At 64.8% G+C, this 20,620-nt stretch carries 20 protein-coding genes; 13 read left to right on the top strand and 7 right to left on the bottom strand.

The window, feature by feature from the left end; genetic code table 11:
- Positions 1–2 precede the first annotated feature (2 nt).
- Positions 3–2,660, bottom strand: coding sequence for a TonB-dependent receptor (locus ABDJ38_RS13430; RefSeq protein ID WP_346785628.1), 2,658 nt, complete (start codon positions 2,658–2,660; stop codon positions 3–5).
- Positions 2,661–3,007: 347 nt separating this feature from the next.
- Here ABDJ38_RS13430 and ABDJ38_RS13425 point away from each other — a divergent pair, with 347 nt between their 5' ends.
- On the top strand, positions 3,008–4,282 hold the full coding sequence (locus ABDJ38_RS13425; protein ID WP_346785627.1) for an MFS transporter: 1,275 nt from the start codon (positions 3,008–3,010) through the stop codon (positions 4,280–4,282).
- Here the strand turns inward: ABDJ38_RS13425 and ABDJ38_RS13420 are convergent, their stop codons facing one another.
- Positions 4,283–5,674, bottom strand: a complete 1,392-nt coding sequence (locus ABDJ38_RS13420; RefSeq protein ID WP_346785626.1) for an MFS transporter — start codon at positions 5,672–5,674, stop codon at positions 4,283–4,285.
- A gap of 94 nt (positions 5,675–5,768) precedes the next feature.
- Here ABDJ38_RS13420 and ABDJ38_RS13415 point away from each other — a divergent pair, with 94 nt between their 5' ends.
- The 12 genes from ABDJ38_RS13415 (at position 5,769) to ABDJ38_RS13360 (ending at position 15,085) form a co-directional block, all read left to right on the top strand.
- Positions 5,769–6,575, top strand: a complete 807-nt coding sequence (locus ABDJ38_RS13415) for a CmcJ/NvfI family oxidoreductase (RefSeq protein ID WP_346785625.1) — start codon at positions 5,769–5,771, stop codon at positions 6,573–6,575.
- A 101-nt stretch (positions 6,576–6,676) separates the two neighbouring features.
- Complete coding sequence (locus ABDJ38_RS13410) at positions 6,677–7,909, top strand: serine hydrolase domain-containing protein (RefSeq protein ID WP_346785624.1); 1,233 nt, start codon at positions 6,677–6,679, stop codon at positions 7,907–7,909.
- 13 nt (positions 7,910–7,922) lie between these two features.
- Positions 7,923–8,342 (top strand): carboxymuconolactone decarboxylase family protein, encoded by a 420-nt coding sequence (locus tag ABDJ38_RS13405; protein WP_346785623.1) that lies wholly within the window; start codon positions 7,923–7,925, stop codon positions 8,340–8,342.
- The gene (locus tag ABDJ38_RS13400) at positions 8,342–8,818 is read left to right on the top strand and encodes a nuclear transport factor 2 family protein (protein ID WP_346785622.1); all 477 of its coding nucleotides are present in this window, start codon (positions 8,342–8,344) and stop codon (positions 8,816–8,818) included. Before ABDJ38_RS13405 ends, ABDJ38_RS13400 begins: the two co-directional genes overlap by 1 nt.
- Positions 8,819–8,843: 25 nt before the next feature.
- Complete coding sequence (locus ABDJ38_RS13395) at positions 8,844–9,257, top strand: nuclear transport factor 2 family protein (RefSeq protein ID WP_346785621.1); 414 nt, start codon at positions 8,844–8,846, stop codon at positions 9,255–9,257.
- Entirely contained in the window at positions 9,257–10,021 is a 765-nt protein-coding gene (locus ABDJ38_RS13390; protein WP_346785620.1) for an SDR family NAD(P)-dependent oxidoreductase, read from the top strand. Before ABDJ38_RS13395 ends, ABDJ38_RS13390 begins: the two co-directional genes overlap by 1 nt.
- A 130-nt stretch (positions 10,022–10,151) precedes the next feature.
- Positions 10,152–11,294: a serine hydrolase domain-containing protein gene (locus ABDJ38_RS13385; RefSeq protein WP_346785619.1), complete on the top strand. Its 1,143-nt coding sequence runs from the start codon at positions 10,152–10,154 to the stop codon at positions 11,292–11,294.
- 142 nt (positions 11,295–11,436) lie between these two features.
- Complete coding sequence (locus ABDJ38_RS13380) at positions 11,437–13,014, top strand: phytoene desaturase family protein (RefSeq protein WP_346785618.1); 1,578 nt, start codon at positions 11,437–11,439, stop codon at positions 13,012–13,014.
- On the top strand, positions 13,011–13,223 hold the full coding sequence (locus ABDJ38_RS13375) for a hypothetical protein (protein ID WP_346785617.1): 213 nt from the start codon (positions 13,011–13,013) through the stop codon (positions 13,221–13,223). Before ABDJ38_RS13380 ends, ABDJ38_RS13375 begins: the two co-directional genes overlap by 4 nt.
- Positions 13,223–14,005 carry an SDR family NAD(P)-dependent oxidoreductase gene (locus ABDJ38_RS13370; RefSeq protein WP_346785616.1) on the top strand — a complete coding sequence of 261 codons (783 nt, stop codon included), beginning with the start codon at positions 13,223–13,225 and terminating at the stop codon, positions 14,003–14,005. The genes ABDJ38_RS13375 and ABDJ38_RS13370 overlap by 1 nt, the downstream gene beginning before the upstream one ends.
- A gap of 47 nt (positions 14,006–14,052) precedes the next feature.
- Positions 14,053–14,766: an SGNH/GDSL hydrolase family protein gene (locus ABDJ38_RS13365; protein ID WP_346785615.1), complete on the top strand. Its 714-nt coding sequence runs from the start codon at positions 14,053–14,055 to the stop codon at positions 14,764–14,766.
- A 61-nt stretch (positions 14,767–14,827) separates the two neighbouring features.
- The gene (locus tag ABDJ38_RS13360; RefSeq protein ID WP_346785614.1) at positions 14,828–15,085 is read left to right on the top strand and encodes a hypothetical protein; all 258 of its coding nucleotides are present in this window, start codon (positions 14,828–14,830) and stop codon (positions 15,083–15,085) included.
- A 19-nt stretch (positions 15,086–15,104) separates the two neighbouring features.
- Here the strand turns inward: ABDJ38_RS13360 and ABDJ38_RS13355 are convergent, their stop codons facing one another.
- Genes ABDJ38_RS13355 through ABDJ38_RS13335 form a run of 5 tightly spaced genes read right to left on the bottom strand, consistent with a single transcriptional unit; the run spans position 15,105 to position 20,556 of the window.
- Positions 15,105–15,989 (bottom strand): NAD(P)-dependent oxidoreductase, encoded by an 885-nt coding sequence (locus tag ABDJ38_RS13355; protein WP_346785613.1) that lies wholly within the window; start codon positions 15,987–15,989, stop codon positions 15,105–15,107.
- Entirely contained in the window at positions 15,986–16,801 is an 816-nt protein-coding gene (locus ABDJ38_RS13350) for an N-acyl homoserine lactonase family protein (protein WP_346785693.1), read from the bottom strand. The genes ABDJ38_RS13355 and ABDJ38_RS13350 overlap by 4 nt, the downstream gene beginning before the upstream one ends.
- 2 nt (positions 16,802–16,803) lie before the next feature.
- Positions 16,804–17,985: a cytochrome P450 gene (locus ABDJ38_RS13345; protein ID WP_346785612.1), complete on the bottom strand. Its 1,182-nt coding sequence runs from the start codon at positions 17,983–17,985 to the stop codon at positions 16,804–16,806.
- A complete protein-coding gene (locus ABDJ38_RS13340) occupies positions 17,982–18,875 on the bottom strand; it encodes an MBL fold metallo-hydrolase (protein ID WP_346785611.1) in 894 nt (297 codons plus the stop codon). The genes ABDJ38_RS13345 and ABDJ38_RS13340 overlap by 4 nt, the downstream gene beginning before the upstream one ends.
- A gap of 10 nt (positions 18,876–18,885) precedes the next feature.
- Complete coding sequence (locus ABDJ38_RS13335) at positions 18,886–20,556, bottom strand: GMC family oxidoreductase (RefSeq protein WP_346785610.1); 1,671 nt, start codon at positions 20,554–20,556, stop codon at positions 18,886–18,888.
- Positions 20,557–20,620: the final 64 nt, after the last annotated feature.

Genomic DNA, 20,620 nt, shown 5'->3' with positions numbered 1-20,620 from the left:
GCTCAGAATTTACGTCCGACTGACAGCGACCACGTGCGCGGCATGCCGGGTTGAGCGGTCACCAAGCCGAGCGAGGTTGTTACGTCGCTGACGGTCAGGAAGTAGTACTTGTCGAACACGTTCTGCACTTCGAGGGCAACGTTCCAGTTCTCGTCAGCGGTGGTGAAGCCGAGCCTTGCGTTGCCGAGGAAGTAGCTGTCGATCTTCGACCATGAGGTGTTGAAGCTATCGGTGAAGATCTCCGACTGGTAAGCCCCGTCGAAGCGTGCCATCAGCGTGCCAGCATCCATTTCGTAGTCATACTGGAGGCCGAAGCTGTAGGTCCATTCGGGGGTGTAGGGGGTCACTTCGTTGCCGATCAGGCCCGAGGCACCGACGTCGGTGTACTCGAAGTTGATGTAGGACAGGCCGCCATCAAGCGATAGGCCGTCGACCGGGTAGGCCGACATTTCAAGCTCGAAGCCCTTCACGTCAGCCGAGCCGACGTTGTTCGGCTGAAGGCAGGGCGTGGAAGGACAAGCCGACAGCTGCAGGATAATGTTGTCGTACTTGTTGAAGAAGGCGGCACCGTTCAGGCGGAGGCGACGATCCAGAAGGTCGGACTTGAAGCCGACTTCATAGGTCGTGATCGTTTCCGGGTTGAAAGCCTTGAGCTGGTTGCAGGGACCGGCGACATAGCCATCGGCGGGGTCGCAGCTTCCCGCTGACGGACCGAAGAACGGCCGCGGGTTTACGCCGCCGCCCTTGAACCCGGTTGAGACTGAAGCATAGGCGAGGAACTCGTCCGAGAAACGGTAGTCTGCCGCGAGGCGCCAGTCCCACCGATCGCCTTCGAAGGTGTCCGAAACGTCGAACAGCCCGACCAGCAGGCAGTTAGGCGTGTTGCCCAGCGCCGTAGGCAGGGCTTGCGGCAGGCCATTGGGGCCAGGCACGACATTGCCGTCGGCATCGCGGATGACTGGTCCGGCGCCGACGAACGACTCGCAGGCGGGCGGGAAGATATCGGGCGCTCCGTCCGCATTGACGTCGAACGGCGCGGTGCCGTCGGGATTGGACCGGAAGTAGGTGTAGATCTTCTCGTCCTTCGTATAGCGGATGCCGCCGGTGAAGCTGAGCGAGTCCGTTGGACGGATAGTCAGCGTGCCGAACCCGGCCTTGGTGGTGCTCGGCGTGGTATCCGGGCCGTGGATGAAGTCGATACCGGCATAGTTTAGATCGACGCGGGCGGTGTATTCGCCGTCTTGGTCGAGATAGTAGCCGCCCACGGTGCCTTCGATCAGGCCGTCGGCCAGTTCGAAGTTGACGCGGACCTCCTGGCTCCACGCACGGTGGTTCAGCTGGTTGTCGAGCTGTGCGACCGGGATCGGCGTTCCATCCTGATCTTCACCCCAGTTGGACTGGTATTCGCGCCACGAACCGATCCACACCAGTTGCAGGTTTTCGGTAGCGTCGAAGGTGATGTTGCCGTGCACGCCCCAGCCGACGAGTTCGCTGACCGGGTTCGTTGCGTAGGGCTTGTAGGGCGCCTGCGAGGTGGGCTGGCGTGCGTCGAGGAAGTTGCCATAGTTGACGAAGCGCGGATCGAGCCCCTGCAGATTGCCGCCGGTGTCGCAGCTGTAAGGGCCGGACGGCACGAAGGCACAGCTGCCCGGCACTGCATTACCATCCTTGCCGACCAGCCAAGGCAAGGTTTCATAGCGGCCCACACCGGGGATGAAGGGGGCCGCAGGGTTGTACTCGCCAAGCGAGACGGCCGGGTTCTGCGAGAACGGGTCGAATGTCTCCGGAGTGGCCGATACCGCGCCCATGGCGAGGAGAACCTGTGGCCCGGCTTCGCCCTTGTCAGACGAGTAGTCGCCCGAGACGTTAACCTCCAGCCGATCGGTTGGGACCCAGCGCAGCGCAATGCGACCGGCAACGGTCGATCCGCCGCCGAGCGTCTCGTTGTCGGCATTGCCGCGACCGCGCGCATTGTTGGCCGGCACGTTCGAGTTGGGATGGGTCAGCGCATAGTCGAGGCGGGTGACGTAGCCGTCCACGCTGCGACCGATGCCCGAGACACGGGCGAACAGATTGTCGGCGATCGCGAAGTCGGCCATGCCGCGTGCTTCGATTCGGTTATACGAACCGTAGGTCGCGCGGAACGAACCACTGTTGTCTCCTTGCGGACGGGCACTGAAGAGTTTGATCGCGCCGCCGATCGAGTTCTTCCCGGCGAGCGTGCCCTGCGGGCCGCGCAGCACTTCGATCCGGTCCAGATCCATCAGGTCGAGCAGCGAGCTCGAAAGTGTCGGGATGAAGACATCGTCGATATAGACACCCACACCCGGATCGAGGGCATAGTTGAAGTCGACCTGGCCAACGCCGCGGATGAACGCGATCAGGCCGTTGCCGCCGCCCTGCGGCTGCGCCTTGAGGGTAACGTTCGGTGCCTGTGCGGCCACCTGGGCGATGTCGGTCTGCCCGCGTGCTTCCAGCATCTCGGAATTGACCGCGGTGATTGCGATCGGCGTATCCTGCAAATTGGCTTCGCGGAATTCCGCGGTGACGACGATCGTGTTGGTGCGCGCACCTTCGTCTTCATCTTGTGCGAAGGCCGGTGTTGCCATCCCGGCCATAATGGCCAGCGACGACGCGACGCTGAGCGACTTGAACTTCATCAGGCATCCTCCCCAGGTGCGAGGGCGCAAAATGGCCCTCCGATGTGGTGCTCTGCCATCGGCCGGAGTTATCAGCGGTCCGACAGCAAACAGACGGGAGAGAATGCAGGATGGGTGCTGTGCTTTATGCGCACCCTGCCCGTTTCAGTCATCTCTCCCGCCAACCTGTTTAGACGGTCCGTCAAGCCAATCAAGCCACGTCAGCAATGGTCTGATCGTGGAGTGCTGGCTGTCGCAATTTGGCAACAGGAAGATGGCCGTAGACATATCAACTATTACGCCAACCCCTGCTTGCCCCGCTGCCTCCGCCACGCCATGCTGCGCATACGGCGGCGAGAAGATCTGCCATGGGAGAGAGACATATGACGCAGGCTGGCAGCGCCGCCCACGGGCGGCTGGGCGGTTATGAGCTGAGGGTTCTGCTGCTGCTCGGGCTGGCCTACGGGTTCGCCTATTTCGACCGCATGGCGATGACCTTCCTCGGCCCGCTGGTGAAGGCCGATCTGGGCTTGAGCAACGAGGAGCTGGGCTGGCTCGGCTCGGGTCTTTCGCTGACCTGGGCGCTGGGCGCCTACTTCGTGGGCCGCTGGTCGGACCGGATCGGCAAGCGCAAGCCGTTTCTGCTGGCCGCGCTGGTGGTCTTCTCGCTGTGTTCGGTCTTTTCCGGGCTGGCCTGGAGCTTTGGCTCGCTGCTTGTGAGCCGGATCGTCATGGGCGCGGCGGAGGGGCCGTTCCTGCCGATCTGCCTCGCGATCATGGTCGCCGCGTCGGCCGACAGCCGCAAGGGGCTGAACGCAGGCGTGGTGCAGAACGTGTTCGGCTCGATCATCGGCACCGCGCTGGCGCCGGTGGTGCTGATCGCCATTGCCGAGGCGTTCGACTGGCGCGCGGCGTTCTTCCTGTCGGGCATTCCGGGGCTGGTGCTTGCGCTGCTTATCTGGCGTTTCATCCGCGAACCGATGGAGGAGCCCGCTATGGCCATCCCGGTGCGGCGCGAATCGTTCGGCGCGATGATCGGCTCCGAACTGCGCGAGATGCGGGGCCTGATGGCGACGCGCAACATCGCGCTGTGCTCGCTGGTGAGCGTGTTCGGGGTGGGCACGGTGGTGATCGGCTCGATCTTCATGCCGCTCTATCTCGACGGGCCACGCGGGATCGAGCCTGCCACCTGGAGCCGGATCATGTCGGTAATCGGGTTCTCGCCAGCCGTGGGTGCGGTGAGCGCGGGGCTCCTGTCCGAGCGTATCGGGCGCCAGCCGGCGCTGGTGCTCTTCTGCGCGCTGTTCGCAATTGCGCCCGCTGCGCTCCTGTGGCTCGACGCTTCGCCCACGGTGCTGGCCATGGCGCTGTTCGTAAGCTGGATGGGGCTGGGGTCGTTCCCGCTGTTCATGGGGGTTATTCCGGCAGAGACGCTGGGCCAGGCCCGTGCGGCGACCGCAATGGGCGCGGTGGTTGCTGTGGGCGAGATCTTCGGCGGCTTCGCTTTGCCGCCGCTGACCGGGCGGCTGGCCGACAGCTTCTCGCTCGACTTTGCACTCTATGCGCAGCTCATCTGCGGGGCGCTGGCGGCGCTGGCGGCCTTGTTTGTGGCCGAGACCAACCCGCGCTTCGCCGCGCGCTGATCAGCCTTTGCGCTGCGGTTCCAGCCGGCGTGCGAAGTGGAACGTCAGCGCCGATAACACCGAGCTGAGTGCGATAATGGCGCAAACCGCGCCGATGGAGAGTGTCATCGGCCAGGTCTGCCCCGCGAGCTCAAGCGCGCCGGTTTCGCGCGTCGCCAGCAGCAGGCCGCCCACATAGGGCCCGCCCACTGCGCCGATGCGCCCGGCAGTGGTGGCAAAGCCCAACCCCGTGGCGCGCAGCTGCGGTGGGAAGGCAAAGGCGATGGTGAGCCAGTTCGCGGTGGCAGACCCGAACAGCGCAGCCCCGATCAGCGGAGCCAGCCACAGCACCGTGGCGGGTTCGCCAATGGCCTGTCCGAACAGCGCGATCAGCCCGCCCATGCCGAGCATTGTCACCCACATCACCCGGCGCGTGCCCAGTCGGCCGCACAGATATCCAGCGGTGAGGCCACCGATGATCCCGCCATAGGAGAAATATTGCGAATAGCGCGCGCCGAGCACCGCATCGCCCGAGGCTTCGGCGATCAGCGGGGGCGCCCACTGGATAATGAAATACCACCCGAACATGTTCAGAGCATGGGCGAGAAACAGCTTCAGCAGCTCCTTCACATGCACCTTCTGGCGAATCTCGCGCAGTACGGCGCCTTCTGCTCCCGCTGGCTTGGGTGGCAGCTCGGCGAGTTCGGCGATCCCCATCCGGCGCAGCACGCCGTTGGCCTTGGTGAGCGCGCCTTTGGGCTGCCGACCCAGCAGGAAATCGAGGCTTTCGCTCATCAGCAGGATCGCGAGCGGCAGCAGCAGTGCCGATAGCACCGCGCCGACCCAGAAAATCGCCCGCCAGTCGAACTGGTCAAGCGCGCTGGCGGCGACGAAAGCCCCGATGATCGTGCCCACCGGATAGGCCGAGGCGACCACGCTGCCCGAAAATTCCCGCCGCCGGAAGCTCGCATATTCGAGCGCGAGCATCCCTACCGTGCTCGTCATCCCGCCAATTCCAAGGCCGGTGATGAGGCGCCCAGCCATCATCGACCAGTAGCTCTGCGACAGCGCGCAGATCACCATGCCGATGCTCATCAGAACGAGGCAGGTGAGGATCGCCGGACGTCGCCCCCACTGGTCGGCCACTGGCGAAACGGCAAGGGCACCCAGCGCCATTCCCGCCAGATGCGTGGCCAGCAATGTGCCCAGCTGCGCGTCGGACAGGCCCCAGGCGGCCTTCAGCGACGAGGCCGCCAGCGATATCGCGAGGATATCGTATCCGTCGATCATATTCACGGCCACGCAGACCGCGACGACAAGATATTGCGGCAAGGTCATGGCCCTTTCGCCGAGCACGCGGCGGGGATCGTTTGCGGGCAACACAAGGGGTGCGCCCGGATCGGGTGTGGCCATGGTCTCTCCTCTCGCACCGCTCGACGGCGGCTTGGGCATGAGGCTATGGTGCGAGCTTGAAAGCGTCAAAACAAAACGAGAGGATGGCCCCGGCATGACCAAGGAGGCGACGCTGCCGCACGATGTGACGACCACATTGCGGCATGTAAAACGCGGCGAGAAAGCGACCTTTTACGCCGGTGATCGCGAGCGCAGCTACTGGCCCGGCGAGGAGCACCAGGTCACGATCCGCGATATGCGCCCGATCCGCAACGAGCTTGCACTTGAGCGCAATGGCTTCGTGCTGCTCGATGAACCGACCGACGTGACAGACTTTGCCGATGCCGCCGAAAAGGCGCGCTACTCGCGCCAGTGCGAAGAGCTGGTGAAGCGGTTGACGTGTGCGGACAAGGTGGTCAGCTTCGGCCCCGTTGTACGCACCAGCGCCTCGGGAACGCACGGGCATAACCAGCCCGCTTTCGGTGCCCATGTCGATTATGGCGCGCGTACCGTGGCCGATTACACCTTCGATCTGCTGCCGCGCGAAGAGGCCAAGGCGCGGTTGGCGCGGCGGCATATGCTGATCAACGTCTGGCGTCCGATTGCGCCGGTCGAGTCTACGCCCTTCGCGGTCGCCGATGCCAGCACGATCCGCCGTGAAGACCTGTTCGACAGCGAGGTCGTCGGTGGGCTGGGCGGGATCGACCGCTCGCTTTGGGGCTTCAATCTGGCCCATGCGCCGGGGCAACGCTGGTATTGGGCTCCGCAGATGCAGCCGCACGAGCTGCTCGCCTTCAAGCTGTTCGACAGCGATTCCGGCGCTGTCCAGTTCACCGCGCACACCGCGTTCGAGGATCCGGGCGCACCTGCCGACGCCGCCCCGCGCCAGTCGATCGAGTTGCGCACCATCGCCTATCTCTGATTGGGCGACGCTATTGCGCCCGCAGCCCATTGCCACGCGGCCTCTGCACCCGTAGCACTGACAATCGTTAGAGTCGCAAGTACTCAACGTGGGAGAGATTGTTGGTAGCCTATCAAGATTATGATCGGAGGGTCGAAGCGCGCGGCGGCAGCTATCGTCTGCAAGGCCACTGCGACGAGAAGTTTGCCCATGTGTTCGATGCCTTCGTGCAGAACTTCGAACAGGAAGAGGAACTGGGCGCGGCCTGCTCGGTGGTGGTGGACGGCGAGACCGTGGTCGACCTGTGGGGCGGCTGGGCCAATGCCGATCGCAGCCGCGAATGGGATGCCCATTCCACCGTTTGCATGATGAGCACGGCCAAGGGCGTCACGGGAATCGCCTTCAACATGGCTGTCGATCAGGGGCTGATCGATATCGAGAAGCCGGTGGCGCATTACTGGCCCGAGTTCGCGCAGAACGGGAAAGAGGACATTCTCGTGCGCTGGTGCCTCGATCACCGCGCGGCGATCCCCGTGCTGACCACCGATGTGCTGTGGCCCGGCGCGTTCCTCGAATATGGGCCTTACATCAAGGCGCTCGAAGTGCAGGAGCCGCTGTGGGAGCCGGGCACGCGGGCGGCCTATCACGTCCACAATCAGGGCTTCCTGCTGGGCGAGATCATGCGCCGGGTTACGGGGCTGACGGTCGGCCCGTTCCTGCGCAAACATGTCACCGGGCGGATCGGGGCGGAGTATTACATCGGCGGAATGGACGCAGAGGAGCAGAGCCATGTCGCCGAGGTGCTGCCCAACACCGGTGCGCGGTTGTTCGCGGCGAAGGACACGGCCATGCCCGATAAGCCCTCCACGCCCGAGGGCTGGCAGGATGGCGCGGTGCTGCGCAAGTTCGCCTTTCTTCAGAACCCGGACGAGCCGTGGCACACCACGATGAATTCGCCGAACTGGCGTACCTGCGAGATCGCCAGCGGATCCGGCCACGGCAATGCGCGCGGGGTGGCGCGAATTTATGGCGCGGCGACAGGCGAGGTCGACGGGGTATCGCTGCTGAGCAAGTCCGCGCTGGAGGCGATGATTACCGAGCAGCACAACCAGGTCGAGCTCTTGCAGGACCGGCCCTATCATCAGGCGCTCGGCGTGCTGCTGAACACGCCCGAGGCCGTCTATATGGGGCCGAACATGCGCAGTTTCGGCCACCATGGCCTCGGCGGCTCGATCGGCTTTGGCGACCCCGATGCGAAGCTCGGTTTTTCCTATTGCTGCAACCAGATGCACGCCGTGGGCGATAACGGCCCGCGCGCAAGGCGGCTGATCGACGCGGTTTATGCCGCCCTCTGACGAAAGGATCACGATGACCGACACAAAAAGCGCGCCCGAAATGACCGGACAGGAAATGTTCGACCAGGGCATGGCGATCCGCCGCAAGGTGTTGGGCGACGAATATGTCGACAAGGCGCTGGCCAAGAGCGGGCCGTTCAACGAACCGTTGCAGGAGCTGGTCACCACCTATTGCTGGGGCTGGAACTGGGGCCGCGAGGGCCTGCCGCTGCGCGACCGCAGCCTGATCAACCTTGCCATGATCGCCGTGCTCGGGCGCGAGAACGAGCTGAAAATCCATATCCGCGGGGCGCTCAACAACGGGCTCTCCAAGGAGGAAATTCGCGAGGTGCTGCTGCAGGTGGGCATCTATGCCGGCATCCCGGCGGCGGTGGATTCGTTCCGCATCGCCAATGAGGCCTTTGCCGCCATCGAAGCCGAAGAGGCCGAGTGATGGACCCAAGCGCCCGCCTCCTGATCGAACACGAATGTGGCAAGCTGCCGCTGCTGTTCGCCAGATATGCCGACAATGGCGACCACGCCGCGCTGGCAGACCTGTTCACACCAGACGGCACCTACGATCGCCCGTTCAGCCCCGGCTACCCGTTTCACGGCCGCGAGCGCATTCAGGCGATCTTCCGCGACCGCCCGCCGATCCTCGTGCGCCATCTGGTCACCAACGTGCTGGTCGAGGTGATGGGCGAGACGACAGCGCGCGGCAGCAGCTACCTCATCATGATGAGCAACCACGATCACGTCACCCCGCCGCAGAAGTCGAACGGCATTTTCGTGGGCGGGTTCGACGACAAATATGTGCTCGATGGCGACAAATGGCGTTTCGCCAGCCGCAAGGGCCACCTCGCGCTGCACGAGGGCGGAGCGATACCCAATATCCCGCCGCCATCGGACGAGGCACGCGGGGCCAGCTAACACAATCCACACAGAGAGGATTACAATGACGGTAACGGCCGCAAACGCAAACGAACAACTCGTGCTCGACTTCTTCGAGGTGCTGTCTTCGGGCGATCTCGAACGCTTGCGCGCGTTCTATCACGAGCATTCGGTGTGGGAGCCCAAGGTCAAGGACATCGCCGGTGCGGGCAAGCACATCGGGATGGACATCATCGACAAGTTCCTCGCCCCCGTGCGCGGGATGTTCGAGCCGGGCGATCCCAAGGTCCACGTGCAGATGATGTTCTCCGCCGGGCCGTTCGTCTGCGTGGAGAGTAACTCCACCGGCAAGACGATGGACGGCCTCGTCTACGACAACGACTATTGCTGGGTGTTCGAGGTGTCGAACGGGAAGATCGACGCGATGCGCGAATATATGGATTCACGTTACACCGCCAAGCTGTTCGGAATGGACTGATGGCGCGGTTTGCCAAACGGTTTGAAGGCCAGCCGATCCTGATCTCGGGCGCGGGGCGCGGGCTGGGCGAGGGGATCGCGAAACACCTTGCTGCCGAGGGAGCTATCGTCGGCGTGGCCGATATCAACGGCGAAAGCGCACTCGCCGTGGCCGAGGCGATTATTGCCGAGGGCGGCAAGGCCTTCAGCTATGGTGCGGACTGCGGCAGTCGCGCCGCGTTCTTCCAGCTGGCGGAAGACTTCGCCGCCGATGCCGGACCGCTGCGCGCGGTGATCAACAACGCCTCGGTGCTGGTCTACGAGCCGATCGAGCAGGTCACCGAAGAGACGCTTGACCGGATGCTGTCGGCGGGGCTGAAGAGCGTGTTCTGGGGGGTGCAGGCTTTTCTTGCGCATCGCGACGAGAGTGCGCCGGGGTCGATCCTCAACTATTCCTCGCCGGTGGCCTATCGCGGGCGGCCCAATACCGGGGCTTACACCACGATCAAGGCGGGTATCGCGGGGCTGACCAAGGTGCTCGCCGGAGAGCTCGGCCCGCGCGGGGTGCGGGTCAACGCGATTGCGCCCGGCTCTGTGCCCACGCCCGCGACCGAGGGCTTCGTCACCGCCGAGCAATACGAGCAGCGCGCCAAGAACATTCCGCTGCGGCGCAACGGCACCCCTGGCGATGTGGCCCAGGCGGTGGCCTTCCTCCTCAGCGATGAGGCGGAATTCATCAACGGAGCGATGCTCGCCGTCGATGGCGGCATCATCGCGGCGGGGTGATTTTTATGGACCCAAACCCGTTCGCCCTGAGCTTGTCGAAGGGCCGTTCGTTCTCTTGCTTCCGCGGTCGAAGAAAAAGCAGTCCTTCGACAAGCTCAGGACGAGCGGATGTTGGTGCGGGAGAGCAAACATGAAAATCTGGCAGGAACGCCTCGACCACCTAAAGCGCGTGATCGAGGCTGACATCGCGAATGACGACTATTTCGGCGTCGTGCTGCGCGTGGCGCGTGGCGGCACCATCGTGTTCGACGAGGCCATCGGCCACGCCTATGCGGGCGGCGAGAGGCCCTTGCAAAAGGACGACGTGTTCTCCCTGTTCTCGGTCACCAAGGCCTTCACCAACGTGCTGATCATGCGCGCGATCGAGGAGGGCCGCTTCCAGCTCACCACCAAGGTGAAGGACATCTTGCCCGAGTTCACCGGCAAACCGCGCGAGGACGCGACGTTCTTTCACCTCATCACCCATCAGGCCGGGATGCCCGGCGTGTGGAGCCCGAAGCCGGGCATGTTCCTCGACCGCCTGCAGGAGCTGTTCGACGAGAGCATCGCCCATGTCCACGGCACCAGCCAGCCGGGCGAGAAGAGCGACTATTCGCCGCTGGTGAACCACGTGCTGATGGGCATGGCGCTGGTCCGCACTGACCCCAAGGGCCGCAATTACCAGACGCTGCTTTACGAAGACCTGTTCGCGCCGCTCGGCATGGACTCGACATCGATGGGCCTGCGCCCCGATCTGGATGCGCGCCACGTGCGGCCCGACATGCGCGGCACGGTTCCGATCAAGCACCTCTCGCGCAATATCGAAGGCGATCACGCGCTGTTCGAAGACCCTGAGGTCGAGGCTCCGCATGTCGGCTGCGCCAGCACCTGCGGGGATCTCTGGCGTTTTGCCGAGATGCTGCGGCGCGAGGGCGAACTCGACGGCGCGCGCATTCTCTCACCGCGCATGGTGCGGCTGGCGCGCAAGGTCCACACCGGCGACAAGCCGAACGAGCTGTACAAGGGCGTGGCCCTGCGCGCCGGGTGGCAGGTGCCGCCGGCCAATCAGGGGCTTGGCTTTCAGGTGCGCGGGAGCGGCGTGTTCCAGCACTTGTTCGGCCAGCTCGCCAGCCCCGAAACCTTCGGCAACTACGGCGCGGGCTCGACCATGTTCTGGATCGACCCCGAGGCCGACGTGACCTTCTCGTTCCTCAGCGCGGGCGTGATGCCGCAGGCGGCGAACATCGAACGCTGCGGCAAGCTTTCCGACATCGCGCTGAGTGCAATGCTATGACCGGTCGAATTTCACCTTTCAAACTACACCCGCTCACCCTGAGCCTGTCGAAGGGCAGCCACGACCGCAGCCCAGCCGTGGGGCCAACATCGACGCGTGTCCTTCGACAAGCTCAGGATGAGCGGATTTTGGGAACCAGACCATGAGTGACGCAGACATCATCGTAATCGGCGCGGGCCACAATGGCCTCGTCGCGGCGGCCTATCTGGCGGTGGCAGGCAAACGCGTGCTGGTGCTCGAACGCAACGAATGGCTCGGCGGCGGGGTGGTCAGCCGCGAGCTGACCGAGCCCGGTTTTCTCCACGACCAGCACTCGATGAGCCACATCTTCATTCAGGGCAATCCGCTGCTGCTGAACGACGACCTCGGCCTGAAGCGCAAGTATGGGCTCGAATACGTGTTCCCCGAAGTGCCGATGATGAGCGTGTGGGAGGATGGCGCCACCCTGCCGCTTCACCGCGATCCCGCCAAAAGCGCGGAGGCTATCGCGCGGTTCAGCCAGAAGGACGCCGAGACTTTCCTCAAGATGAGCCAGCAGGCCGCGCAGTGGCTGCCGATGATTCAGGCCGGGCTCTATTCGCCTCCGATGCCCGTGGGCGCGCAGGCCGCGATGATGGACCAGAGCGGCGAGGGGCAGGAGATCATGCGCACCATGGCCGTCTCCACTTTCGATCTGATGGAAGAGCTGTTCGAACACGACAAGGTGAAGGCCCATTTCGGGCGGGTGGCAGGCGAAAACCTCGTCAGCCCGGATGAGAAGGCGACCGGGATCGGCGCCTATGTCTTCCTCGGATTTCTGGAGAAATTCGGCTTTGGCGTGCCGGTGGGCGGATCGGGCAGCCTTACCAATGCACTGGTCGCCTGCATCGAGGACCACGGCGGCGCGGTCCGCACGGGTTGCGAGGTGCGCGAGGTGTTCACCGATGGCGCGCGCGCTTCGGGCGTGGTGCTCGATAGCGGCGAGCGGCTCACCTGCGCCGATGGCGTGATCGGCGCGCTTCACCCGCATGTGCTGCCCGATGTCGTGCCGAGCCTGCCCACCGAAGTGGCGCGCAAGGCGAAGCGCACGCATATCACCGATGCCGCCTGCTTCACCGTCCACGCGGCGCTCGATGCGCCGCTGCAATTCAAGGCCAAGAACGTCGACGGCAGCGACTTGTCTGCCGTGATGTATGAGCTGATGCCCGCAAGCTACGAGGACATGCGCCGTGCTTTCGACGAGCTGCGCTATGGCAACTTCAGCCCCACCCCGCTGGTGGGCGTAGGCCAGTTGCCGCAGCACGATCCTTCGCGCTGCCCGGAGGGCAAGAGCATTTTCCACGCATGGGACTATGTACCCTATCAGCGCAAGGACGGCCGCGACTGGGACGAGGCCAAGGGCGAATTCGCCGAGAAGATGATAGCGCAGATGGGCAACTATATCGAGAATGTGCCCGAGGCGGTTCTCAGCTATCACTGCGACAGCCCCGTAGACATGGAGCGCACGAGCCCTAGCTTCCTGCGCGGCGACCTTCACGGCATTGCCACCACCACATATCAATCGGGCCGCCACCGGCCCACGCCTGACCTTGGCGGCTACACCGTGCCGGGGGTCGAGCGGCTCTATCTGGTCGGCCCGTTCCAGCATCCGGGCGGCGGGGTGTTCGGGGCCGGGCGCGCCACCGCCATGGTGATGGCTGAGGATCTCGGCATCGATTTCGACGGGATCGCAGTGGCATGAAAATTCGCGCAGCAGACAAGAGCGAGCTGATGGAAATCAGCAAGATCGAGGTAAAAGGCGACGATCTCGTGCTCAAGGGCAAGGTCTATGGCGCCATGCCGATGACCGCCGTGGTCACCCCCGAGGAGGCCCGCAAGTTCGGCAAGATGCTGACGCCGAAACTCGTGTGGTTTCTGCTCACCATGCCATTCCGGAAAGGAGCCAAGTGATGCGCCACCAGAACAAGTCCATCATCGTCACCGGCGCGGCGGGCGCCATCGGCTTTGCCACCAGCGAAATCCTCTGCCGCGAGGGGGCCGAGGTGATGCTGGTCGATATCGCTGCCGACAAGCTGGAGCAATGCGTCGCCGAGCTTCAGGGCAAGGGCTACAAGGCGCACGGCCACGTCGCCGATTGCGCTGACGACGCGGCGGTCGAAGCCTATGCCAAGGCGGCGCACGACCAATTCGGCAAGATCGACGGCTTCTTCAACAACGCCGGGATCGAAGGCGAACTGGCCCCCACGCACGAGTACGACATCGGCTGGTTCGACAAGGTGCTGCACGTGAACCTGCGCGGGATGTTTCTCGGCCTGCGCTTTGTGCTGCCCTATATGGTCGAGGCGGGCCGCGGCGCGGTGGTGAATACCGCCAGCATCGGCTCCGAGCGCGGGCTGGCGGGGGCCTGCGCCTACAACGCGGCCAAGCACGGCGCGGTCGGCCTCACCCGTACGGCGGCCAGCGAAGTGGCGCAGAAGGGGGTGCGGGTGAACTGCGTGATGCCCGGCGTGATCGAGACCCCGCTGCTGGTGGGGATGCTCGAACAGATGTTCGACAGCGTCGAGGCGGGGATGAAGAAGCTTGGCGAGGTGGCTACGCTCAACCGGGTGGGCCAGCCGCGCGAGGTGGGCGATGTCGTCTCCTTCCTGCTCAGCGATGAGGCCAGCTACGTCAACGGCGCGAAGTGGGAAGTCGACGGCGGCGCGCTGGCCACGATCAGGAACGATATCTAAGGGTCAGCGTAGAGACCTGTCGAAGGGAAACGACGCTGCGCAAAGTCATGACAATCCTCGCCGTGCTCAGCCTTGCGGTGGGATCGCAGGCGCAGGCGCAAGCTACGCGTTCGTCCCGGCCTGTTCCCGCCCCGGTTATCGGCACCATGCCATTCGAAGCGGACATTCAGGCCTTCGAACTGGTCGATGCCGCCTTTCCTCCACCGGCATGTGCCACGCTGTTCGTGGGCTCCTCATCGATCCGGTTCTGGACCGGCCTGGCTAGCGACTTTCCCGACCGCCGGGTTATCAATCGCGGGTTCGGCGGCTCTACTATCGCCGACACGGTGCGCTACTTCGACCGTATCGTGACGCCCTACGCACCGCGTGCCATCGTGTTCTATGCCGGAGAGAACGATCTCGCCGCAGGCAAGAGCCCACGGCAGGTGTTCCGCGATCTGCAGGCCCTGCTGCGGCTGAAGCGCGAGCGGCTGGATGATACTCCCCTGTGGGTTATCTCGCTGAAGCCCTCGCCCGCCCGTTGGGCGCAACGTGAAGACCAGCTCGCCTTCAACGCCATGGCTGCAGAGCTGGCGCTTAATGAGGGCGACGTGGCCTATATCGACGTGGCCTCCCCGATGCTGACCCCGGCTGGCACGCCGAAGAACATCTTCGGAGCCGACCGCCTGCACATGCGCGCGTCGGGCTATCGGATATGGACCGATGTGATCCGCGCAGCCCTGCAGGACGTTCCGACGCCTGCACGCTGCCGCGCACGATAGTCAGGAACCAGCCCGCATGATCAGGGGTTTATCCTGCAAAGACCCCAACAGGAGAAATACCATGATCGGCAAGATTATCGGCGGCTTTGCAGGCGCCAAGATGGCGGAAAAGACTTCGAGCATAGGCGGCACCGGTGGTGCGCTTCTGGGCGCGGCGGCCGTAGGTGTGGTGCGCCGCCTCTCGTTCCCGGCGCTGCTCGCGCTCGGTGCTGGTGGCTATGCCTACAAGAAGTATTCCGAGCGCAAGACGAAGACGCCCGAGGAAAAGGCCCGCGAAAAGGTGAAGGCCGATACCGACGTGGCAGCGGCTGCGGTCTGACTTGCAGCTTGGCGGAGGCTTAGGCCGCCCTTTCGGGGTCGAGCCCGGCAGCTTCCTCCACCACCTTGGCGATGGCGGTGAAATCCGCCTCGCCGCCCTCGCGCGCAAGTGTGCGCTCGAGATAGTCGGCGATGATATGGCCGAGCGGCAGTGGCACTTCGGCTGCCTCGGCCTCATCCAGCAACAGGCGCGTATCCTTCAGGCTCAGCGCCGCCGCAAAGCCGAAGTCGAAGGTGCGCGGCAGGACCGATTTGGGCCATTTGTCGCGGGTGGCTGAATTGATACCGGTCGACTGATTGAGCACGTCGATCATCTTGGCCGGATCGAGCCCGGCCTTGATCCCGAAGGCCATGCCCTCCGCGGTGACCCCGATAGCGACCGCGCCGAGCAGGTTGTTGACCAGCTTCATCGTTTGCCCCGCTCCGGGCGTTTCGCCCATGAAGGTAGGCTTGCCCAGCCGTTCGAGCAGCGGTTCGAGCTCTGGATAGAGCTGCGCCGGGCCACCCACCATTAGCGACAGTGTGCCATCGTGCGCCTTGGCGATCCCGCCTGACACCGGCGCATCGAAACTCGCCACGCCTCTCGGCGCAAGCAGCGCATCGAGTTCGGCCGCGAGCTGCGGCCCCGAGGTCGAGAGGTCGCACAGGATCGCGGGGCTGCCGCCGCTGGCGATCTCGGCCACGGCGTCGCGCACGATGGCCGGGGTGGGCAGGCTGGTGAAGACGATGTCGCACTGCGCGCCGAGCGCCTTGGCGCTGCCCGCAGCTTCCGCCCCTTTCGCCACCAGCGCGGCGACGGCATCGGGGGCGATGTCGTGGACCAGCAGGCTGTCCGCATGGCCGATCAACCGCGCGGCCATGCCTGCGCCCATCCGACCAAGTCCCAGAAATCCAACGGTGGTCATGTTTGCTCCGATAAGGCTGTGGCAATTGGGGTATGCGGCGCGAGGTCGACCCGCGCGATGGCATCGTTCGACGGGAAACAGCTCAGCACCAACGGATCGTGGCCCGGAATGACATGATCGAGCGACTGGCCCGCAAGGTCCATCAGCCGGTCTTGCGCGGCGGCATAGGCAACCTCGTCGACGAAGATCGGGAAGGGTATTGCGCGGGTGATGTTGGCGTAGAGATGCGCCGCGTCGCTCGCCAGTACCACGGCCCCGCGCGCGGTATCGCACACGACCGCCTGCAATCCGGCGGTGTGCCCGGCGAGCTGCACCAGCCGGATGCCCGGCGCCAACTCGCTGTCGCCCTCGTGGAACACCACATGGTCGGCATAGAGCTTGCGCACCAGCTGCGCGACCGGCTCGCCATCGAAAGGCGCGCGGGTCGGTTCATCGAGAATGTGGCGGCTGGTGGCGAAGGCCAGCTCGGCATCCTGCACGTGGAACCGCGCATTGGGAAAGGTGCTCAGGCTGCCGGCGTGATCGTAGTGCAGGTGGGTGAGGATCACGTCCTCCACCAGCAGCGGATCGATCCCGGCTTCGCGCAGCCCTTCGCTCACCGAGCGCGTGATCACGCGCCCGCGCGCCACCGCTGCCTCCTCGCCGAAGCCCGTATCGACCACGACCGGCGGTGCGCCCTCGCGGTGGATCGCCCACACGAAATAGTCGAGCGGCATCGGCAGGTCGTGATCGTCGACCTGCGCGGCAAAATTGGCCGAGGCCACCCGCTCGTGACGGGCATAGCGGATCGCGTCGATACGGGTGACGGCCACGCTCAAGTGAACTTGAGCCTCACCGGCTGCTTGATCGGACCGTGGCCGACGGTGGTCATCCATGGCTCGTAGTCACCTGCGATTTCGAACGCCTCGACCTCGCGCACCAGCGTGCCGAGAAAGGCCTGCGCCTCGGTCTGCGCGAGCATCCGCCCGACGCAGCCATGCACACCGTAACCCCAGCCGAGCGAGTGCCTGGTATCGCGGTCGATGCGGTATTCGTCTGGCGCGTCCCAGAAGCGCGGGTCGCGGTTGGCGGCGGCGAACATCAGCCCGCAGCGGGTGCCCGCCGGAACGACATGGTCGTCAATCGCGACGTCGACCGTGGCGATGCGGCCCGCCATTCGGCTGGGCGAATCCCATCGCAGTGATTCGTCGAAGGCGCTGCGCAGCAGCTTCGGGTTCGCGCGCAGCTTGACGTATTCGTCAGGGAACAGCGCCCAGGCGCGGATCGCGTTGGCCATGGTGAGATAGGTCGTATCGGCCCCGGCGCTGAGCACGGTTTGCAGCAGCAGCTTGGCCTCGTCCTCGGTCACTTGCCCCGCGTCGGCGGCGGCGAAGATGCTCGCGCCGATACCCGCCGGATCGAGTGCGTTTCGATCACAGGCGGTGCCGAGCCATTCGACCACGGCGCTGAAATCGTGGTCCATCGCCTCGTCGAACAGCTCGCCCGGTGGCCCCATCGTCGCCCAGACCATCTGCGAGAAGCCGTGCATGTGGTGGCGGCCCTCCTTCGGTAGGCCGAGCACCTCTGGCAGGATGTCGAAGATCCACGCCTGGGTAATTTCACCCACGGCGTCGATGGCCTCGCCTTCACGCTCGCGCAGCTTGCCGACGAACGCTTCGGCGGAGGCCTGAAAGATCGCCTTGGTCCGCTCCAGCGCGCGCGGGCTGAGCGCGTCGGAAACGACCTTGCGCACCTGCGTGTGGCGGGGCGGATCGTCGGTCAGGAGGATTTCAGGCCGCGGCGAATTGGGATCGTGCCAGGGGCGGCTGGTGGAGGAGAAGCTCTTCCAGTCGAGCAGACCGCTGGTGACGTGTTCGTGCCGCGCGATCATGCAGGTGCCGTCGTGCAGCCGCACCACGGGTGCGAATTCGCGCAGCGCATCGTCGACCGTGCGGGCGTCTCGCACCGCCTCGGGGGTGAAGATGTCGAGCGGGTAGTCGGGGATCGGTGTGCTCACAGCCCCAGCCCCCGGAACCACACCTTGCCATCAGCGCCGGTCTCGAAGTGCCCGGCGGTCGGCTCGGCGAAGTGCGCGCCGACGATCAGGATGCCGCTGTCCTTGTATGTGTCGACGAAGGCGACGCGGGTGGCGCGACCGGCGTCCTTGTCCATGTCAAAGGTGGCGTCGCGGTGCGGCATCGCGCATTGCATCGGGTGGTGCATCAGGTCGCCGGTGATGACCGCGCGCTCGCCCTTGCTATCGATGCGCACGTGGATGTGGCCCGGCGTGTGGCCGTGGCTCGGCTCGCAGGTGAGTTCGGGGCAGATCCGGTGGTCGGTGTCGATAAAGTCGGCCATGCCGAGCGCCACGATCGGATCGACGCATTCGACCAGATGCCCGTCCGAATGGACGCCATCGTGGCGGATCACCTTCTCCCATGCCTCGTATTCGGTCTTGCCGAACAGGTAGCGGGCGTTGGGGAAGGTTGGCTTGTAATCCCCCGTTTCGGGGTCTTTGTAGGTGTTCCAGCCGACATGGTCGAAGTGCAGGTGAGTGCAGAAAACCACGTCCACCTGTTCGCGCGTGATGCCGAGGCTGGCGAGGTCTTCGAGGAAGCCTTCGGGCAGGTTGCAGAACACGTCGAAGTCGCGCTCGCGCCCCGCGCCGATGCAGCTATCGACCACGATCACCTTGTCGGGCGTCTGCACCACGAAGCCCTGAAAATTCATCCGCTGCTGGCCCTCAGGCGTCGCATAGTGCGGGTGCAGCCAGTCGAGCGCGATCACCTCCTCGGGGGTGGCGTCGGGCATGGTCATGTGGATGTCGTCGCGGAAGTCCCACAGCTCGACGATGCGGCTGATTTTTACATCGCCGACCTGCCAGCTCTTCACGTGCTCTGCGGCCATTGTCCTCTCCTCAGGCTGCCACAGCCGCTTTCGGCTTGTAGCGTGCTACACTTTCCTCCGGGAGCTGTGCCGGTGTCAACCGGGCTTTGCCGAGAACGAAGTCGGCGCATTTCTCGCCGATCATTACGCAGGGGGCGTTGGTGTTGCCGCCGATTACGCTGGGCATCACACTCGCATCGGCCACACGCAGGCCATCGAGCCCGATCAGGCGCAGCTCCGGATCGACCACTGCGCTTGAATCGTCCGCCGCCCCCATCTTGCAGGTGCCGACCGGGTGGTGAACGGTGTAGCCCGTCTCGCGGATATAGGCGTCCCATTGCTCGTCGCTCTGGCAGAGGGGGCCGGGGGCCACTTCGGTGCCCTGATACTTGGCGAAGGGGTGGCTGGCAAAGGCCGTGCGGGCGATCTTCAGCGCGCGGATCAGTGGCTGGATATCGTCGGGGTGTTCGAGCAGATGCGGGTCGATCAGCGGGGCTGCGGCCGGGTCGGCGGAGGCAAGCGTCACTTCGCCCCGGCTCTTGGGATAAAGCGCCACCGGGCTGATCGCATAGCCATGACCGACCGGGAACGGCACGCCCTTCACCGTCAGCCGCTTGGCGGGCTGGAACACGAACTGCACATCGGGCCTGGCGAGGCTCGGGTCGGTGCGCAGGAAGGCCACGCTCTCGAACACGTTGCCCGCGAGCGGACCCTTGCGGGTGAGCAGATAGTTGAAAAACTGAAGCACGTTGCGCGGCATGGCGCGCCAGCTGATGCCATAGCTGGTCATGTCGCCCGTCTCCATGTGGATTGGGCTGGCGACGTGGTCCTGATAGTTCTGCCCGACGCCCGGCACATCGTGGACCACCGCGATGCCGTGCGCCCGCAAATGCGCGGCGGGTCCGATGCCGCTGAGCATCAGGATATGCGGGCTCTGCACCGCACCGGCGCTCAGGATCACCTCGTGGCGGGCGCGCAGGATACGGCCATCGGTCAGTTCGACCCCCACCGCGCGCCGGTTCTCGACCACAATGCGCGCCACCCGGGCATCGACCTGCAAATGGATATTCCCGCGCGCCATCGCGGGGCGCAGCATGTTCTTGGCCGTGCTCTCGCGCTGGCCGTCGCGGATCAGGCCCTGACGGCGGCCATAGCCCTCGGGATCGGGGCCGTTGAAGTCGGGGCAGGCGGGGAACTGCTGCTCGGCCAGCGCGGCCATGAAATCGTAATTGAGCGGGTTCGGCCCCTCGACCATCTTGGCGTTGATAGGGCCGCTGGTGCCGTGGAACACGCTTTCGGGATAGTCTTCGTTATGCTCGGTGCGGGTGAAGTAGGGCAGCACCTCGGCATAGGACCAGCCTGTGCAGCCCGCGTCGGCCCAGTCGTCATAGTCGGTGGGGTGGCCGCGGAAGTAGACCATGCCGTTGATCGATCCGCTGCCGCCGATGACCTTGCCGCGCGGCACGCCGATCTTGCGGCCCGCCATGCCGGGTTGGGGGACGGTCTCGAACCCCCAGTTGGTGGCCTTGCGCCCGATGGCGGCGGCGACGAAGCTGGGGACGTGGATGAACGGATGGCTGTCATGCCCGCCGGCTTCGAGCACGCAGGTGGTCTTGCTGGTGTCCTCGCCCAGCCGCGCGGCCACGCATGCGCCGGACGAACCTGCGCCAATGACGATGTAGTCGAACTCGCCTGCCAGCATTGTTGTACTCTCCCGCCGCGCATGGTGCCAGCGGGCGAGATGATTGCAAGGCTAATTGTGTTGG

Source organism: Aurantiacibacter flavus (genome assembly GCF_039710615.1).
In the GTDB taxonomy this organism is placed as follows: domain Bacteria; phylum Pseudomonadota; class Alphaproteobacteria; order Sphingomonadales; family Sphingomonadaceae; genus Alteraurantiacibacter; species Alteraurantiacibacter flavus.
Note: the sequence above shows the minus strand (reverse complement) of the source record. Positions and strands in the feature narration are given on the sequence as shown.

Excerpts from the sequence above, each read along its gene's own strand:
- ABDJ38_RS13430 (WP_346785628.1), bottom strand. The coding sequence starts at position 2,660 with ATGAAGTTCAAGTCGCTCAGCGTCGCGTCGTCGCTGGCCATTATGGCC.
- ABDJ38_RS13425 (WP_346785627.1), top strand. The coding sequence starts at position 3,008 with ATGGGAGAGAGACATATGACGCAGGCTGGCAGCGCCGCCCACGGGCGG.
- ABDJ38_RS13420 (WP_346785626.1), bottom strand. The coding sequence starts at position 5,674 with ATGGCCACACCCGATCCGGGCGCACCCCTTGTGTTGCCCGCAAACGAT.
- ABDJ38_RS13415 (WP_346785625.1), top strand. The coding sequence starts at position 5,769 with ATGACCAAGGAGGCGACGCTGCCGCACGATGTGACGACCACATTGCGG.
- ABDJ38_RS13405 (WP_346785623.1), top strand. The coding sequence starts at position 7,923 with ATGACCGACACAAAAAGCGCGCCCGAAATGACCGGACAGGAAATGTTC.
- ABDJ38_RS13400 (WP_346785622.1), top strand. The coding sequence starts at position 8,342 with ATGGACCCAAGCGCCCGCCTCCTGATCGAACACGAATGTGGCAAGCTG.
- ABDJ38_RS13395 (WP_346785621.1), top strand. The coding sequence starts at position 8,844 with ATGACGGTAACGGCCGCAAACGCAAACGAACAACTCGTGCTCGACTTC.
- ABDJ38_RS13390 (WP_346785620.1), top strand. The coding sequence starts at position 9,257 with ATGGCGCGGTTTGCCAAACGGTTTGAAGGCCAGCCGATCCTGATCTCG.
- ABDJ38_RS13385 (WP_346785619.1), top strand. The coding sequence starts at position 10,152 with ATGAAAATCTGGCAGGAACGCCTCGACCACCTAAAGCGCGTGATCGAG.
- ABDJ38_RS13380 (WP_346785618.1), top strand. The coding sequence starts at position 11,437 with ATGAGTGACGCAGACATCATCGTAATCGGCGCGGGCCACAATGGCCTC.
- ABDJ38_RS13375 (WP_346785617.1), top strand. The coding sequence starts at position 13,011 with ATGAAAATTCGCGCAGCAGACAAGAGCGAGCTGATGGAAATCAGCAAG.
- ABDJ38_RS13370 (WP_346785616.1), top strand. The coding sequence starts at position 13,223 with ATGCGCCACCAGAACAAGTCCATCATCGTCACCGGCGCGGCGGGCGCC.
- ABDJ38_RS13365 (WP_346785615.1), top strand. The coding sequence starts at position 14,053 with ATGACAATCCTCGCCGTGCTCAGCCTTGCGGTGGGATCGCAGGCGCAG.
- ABDJ38_RS13360 (WP_346785614.1), top strand. The coding sequence starts at position 14,828 with ATGATCGGCAAGATTATCGGCGGCTTTGCAGGCGCCAAGATGGCGGAA.
- ABDJ38_RS13355 (WP_346785613.1), bottom strand. The coding sequence starts at position 15,989 with ATGACCACCGTTGGATTTCTGGGACTTGGTCGGATGGGCGCAGGCATG.
- ABDJ38_RS13340 (WP_346785611.1), bottom strand. The coding sequence starts at position 18,875 with ATGGCCGCAGAGCACGTGAAGAGCTGGCAGGTCGGCGATGTAAAAATC.
- ABDJ38_RS13335 (WP_346785610.1), bottom strand. The coding sequence starts at position 20,556 with ATGCTGGCAGGCGAGTTCGACTACATCGTCATTGGCGCAGGTTCGTCC.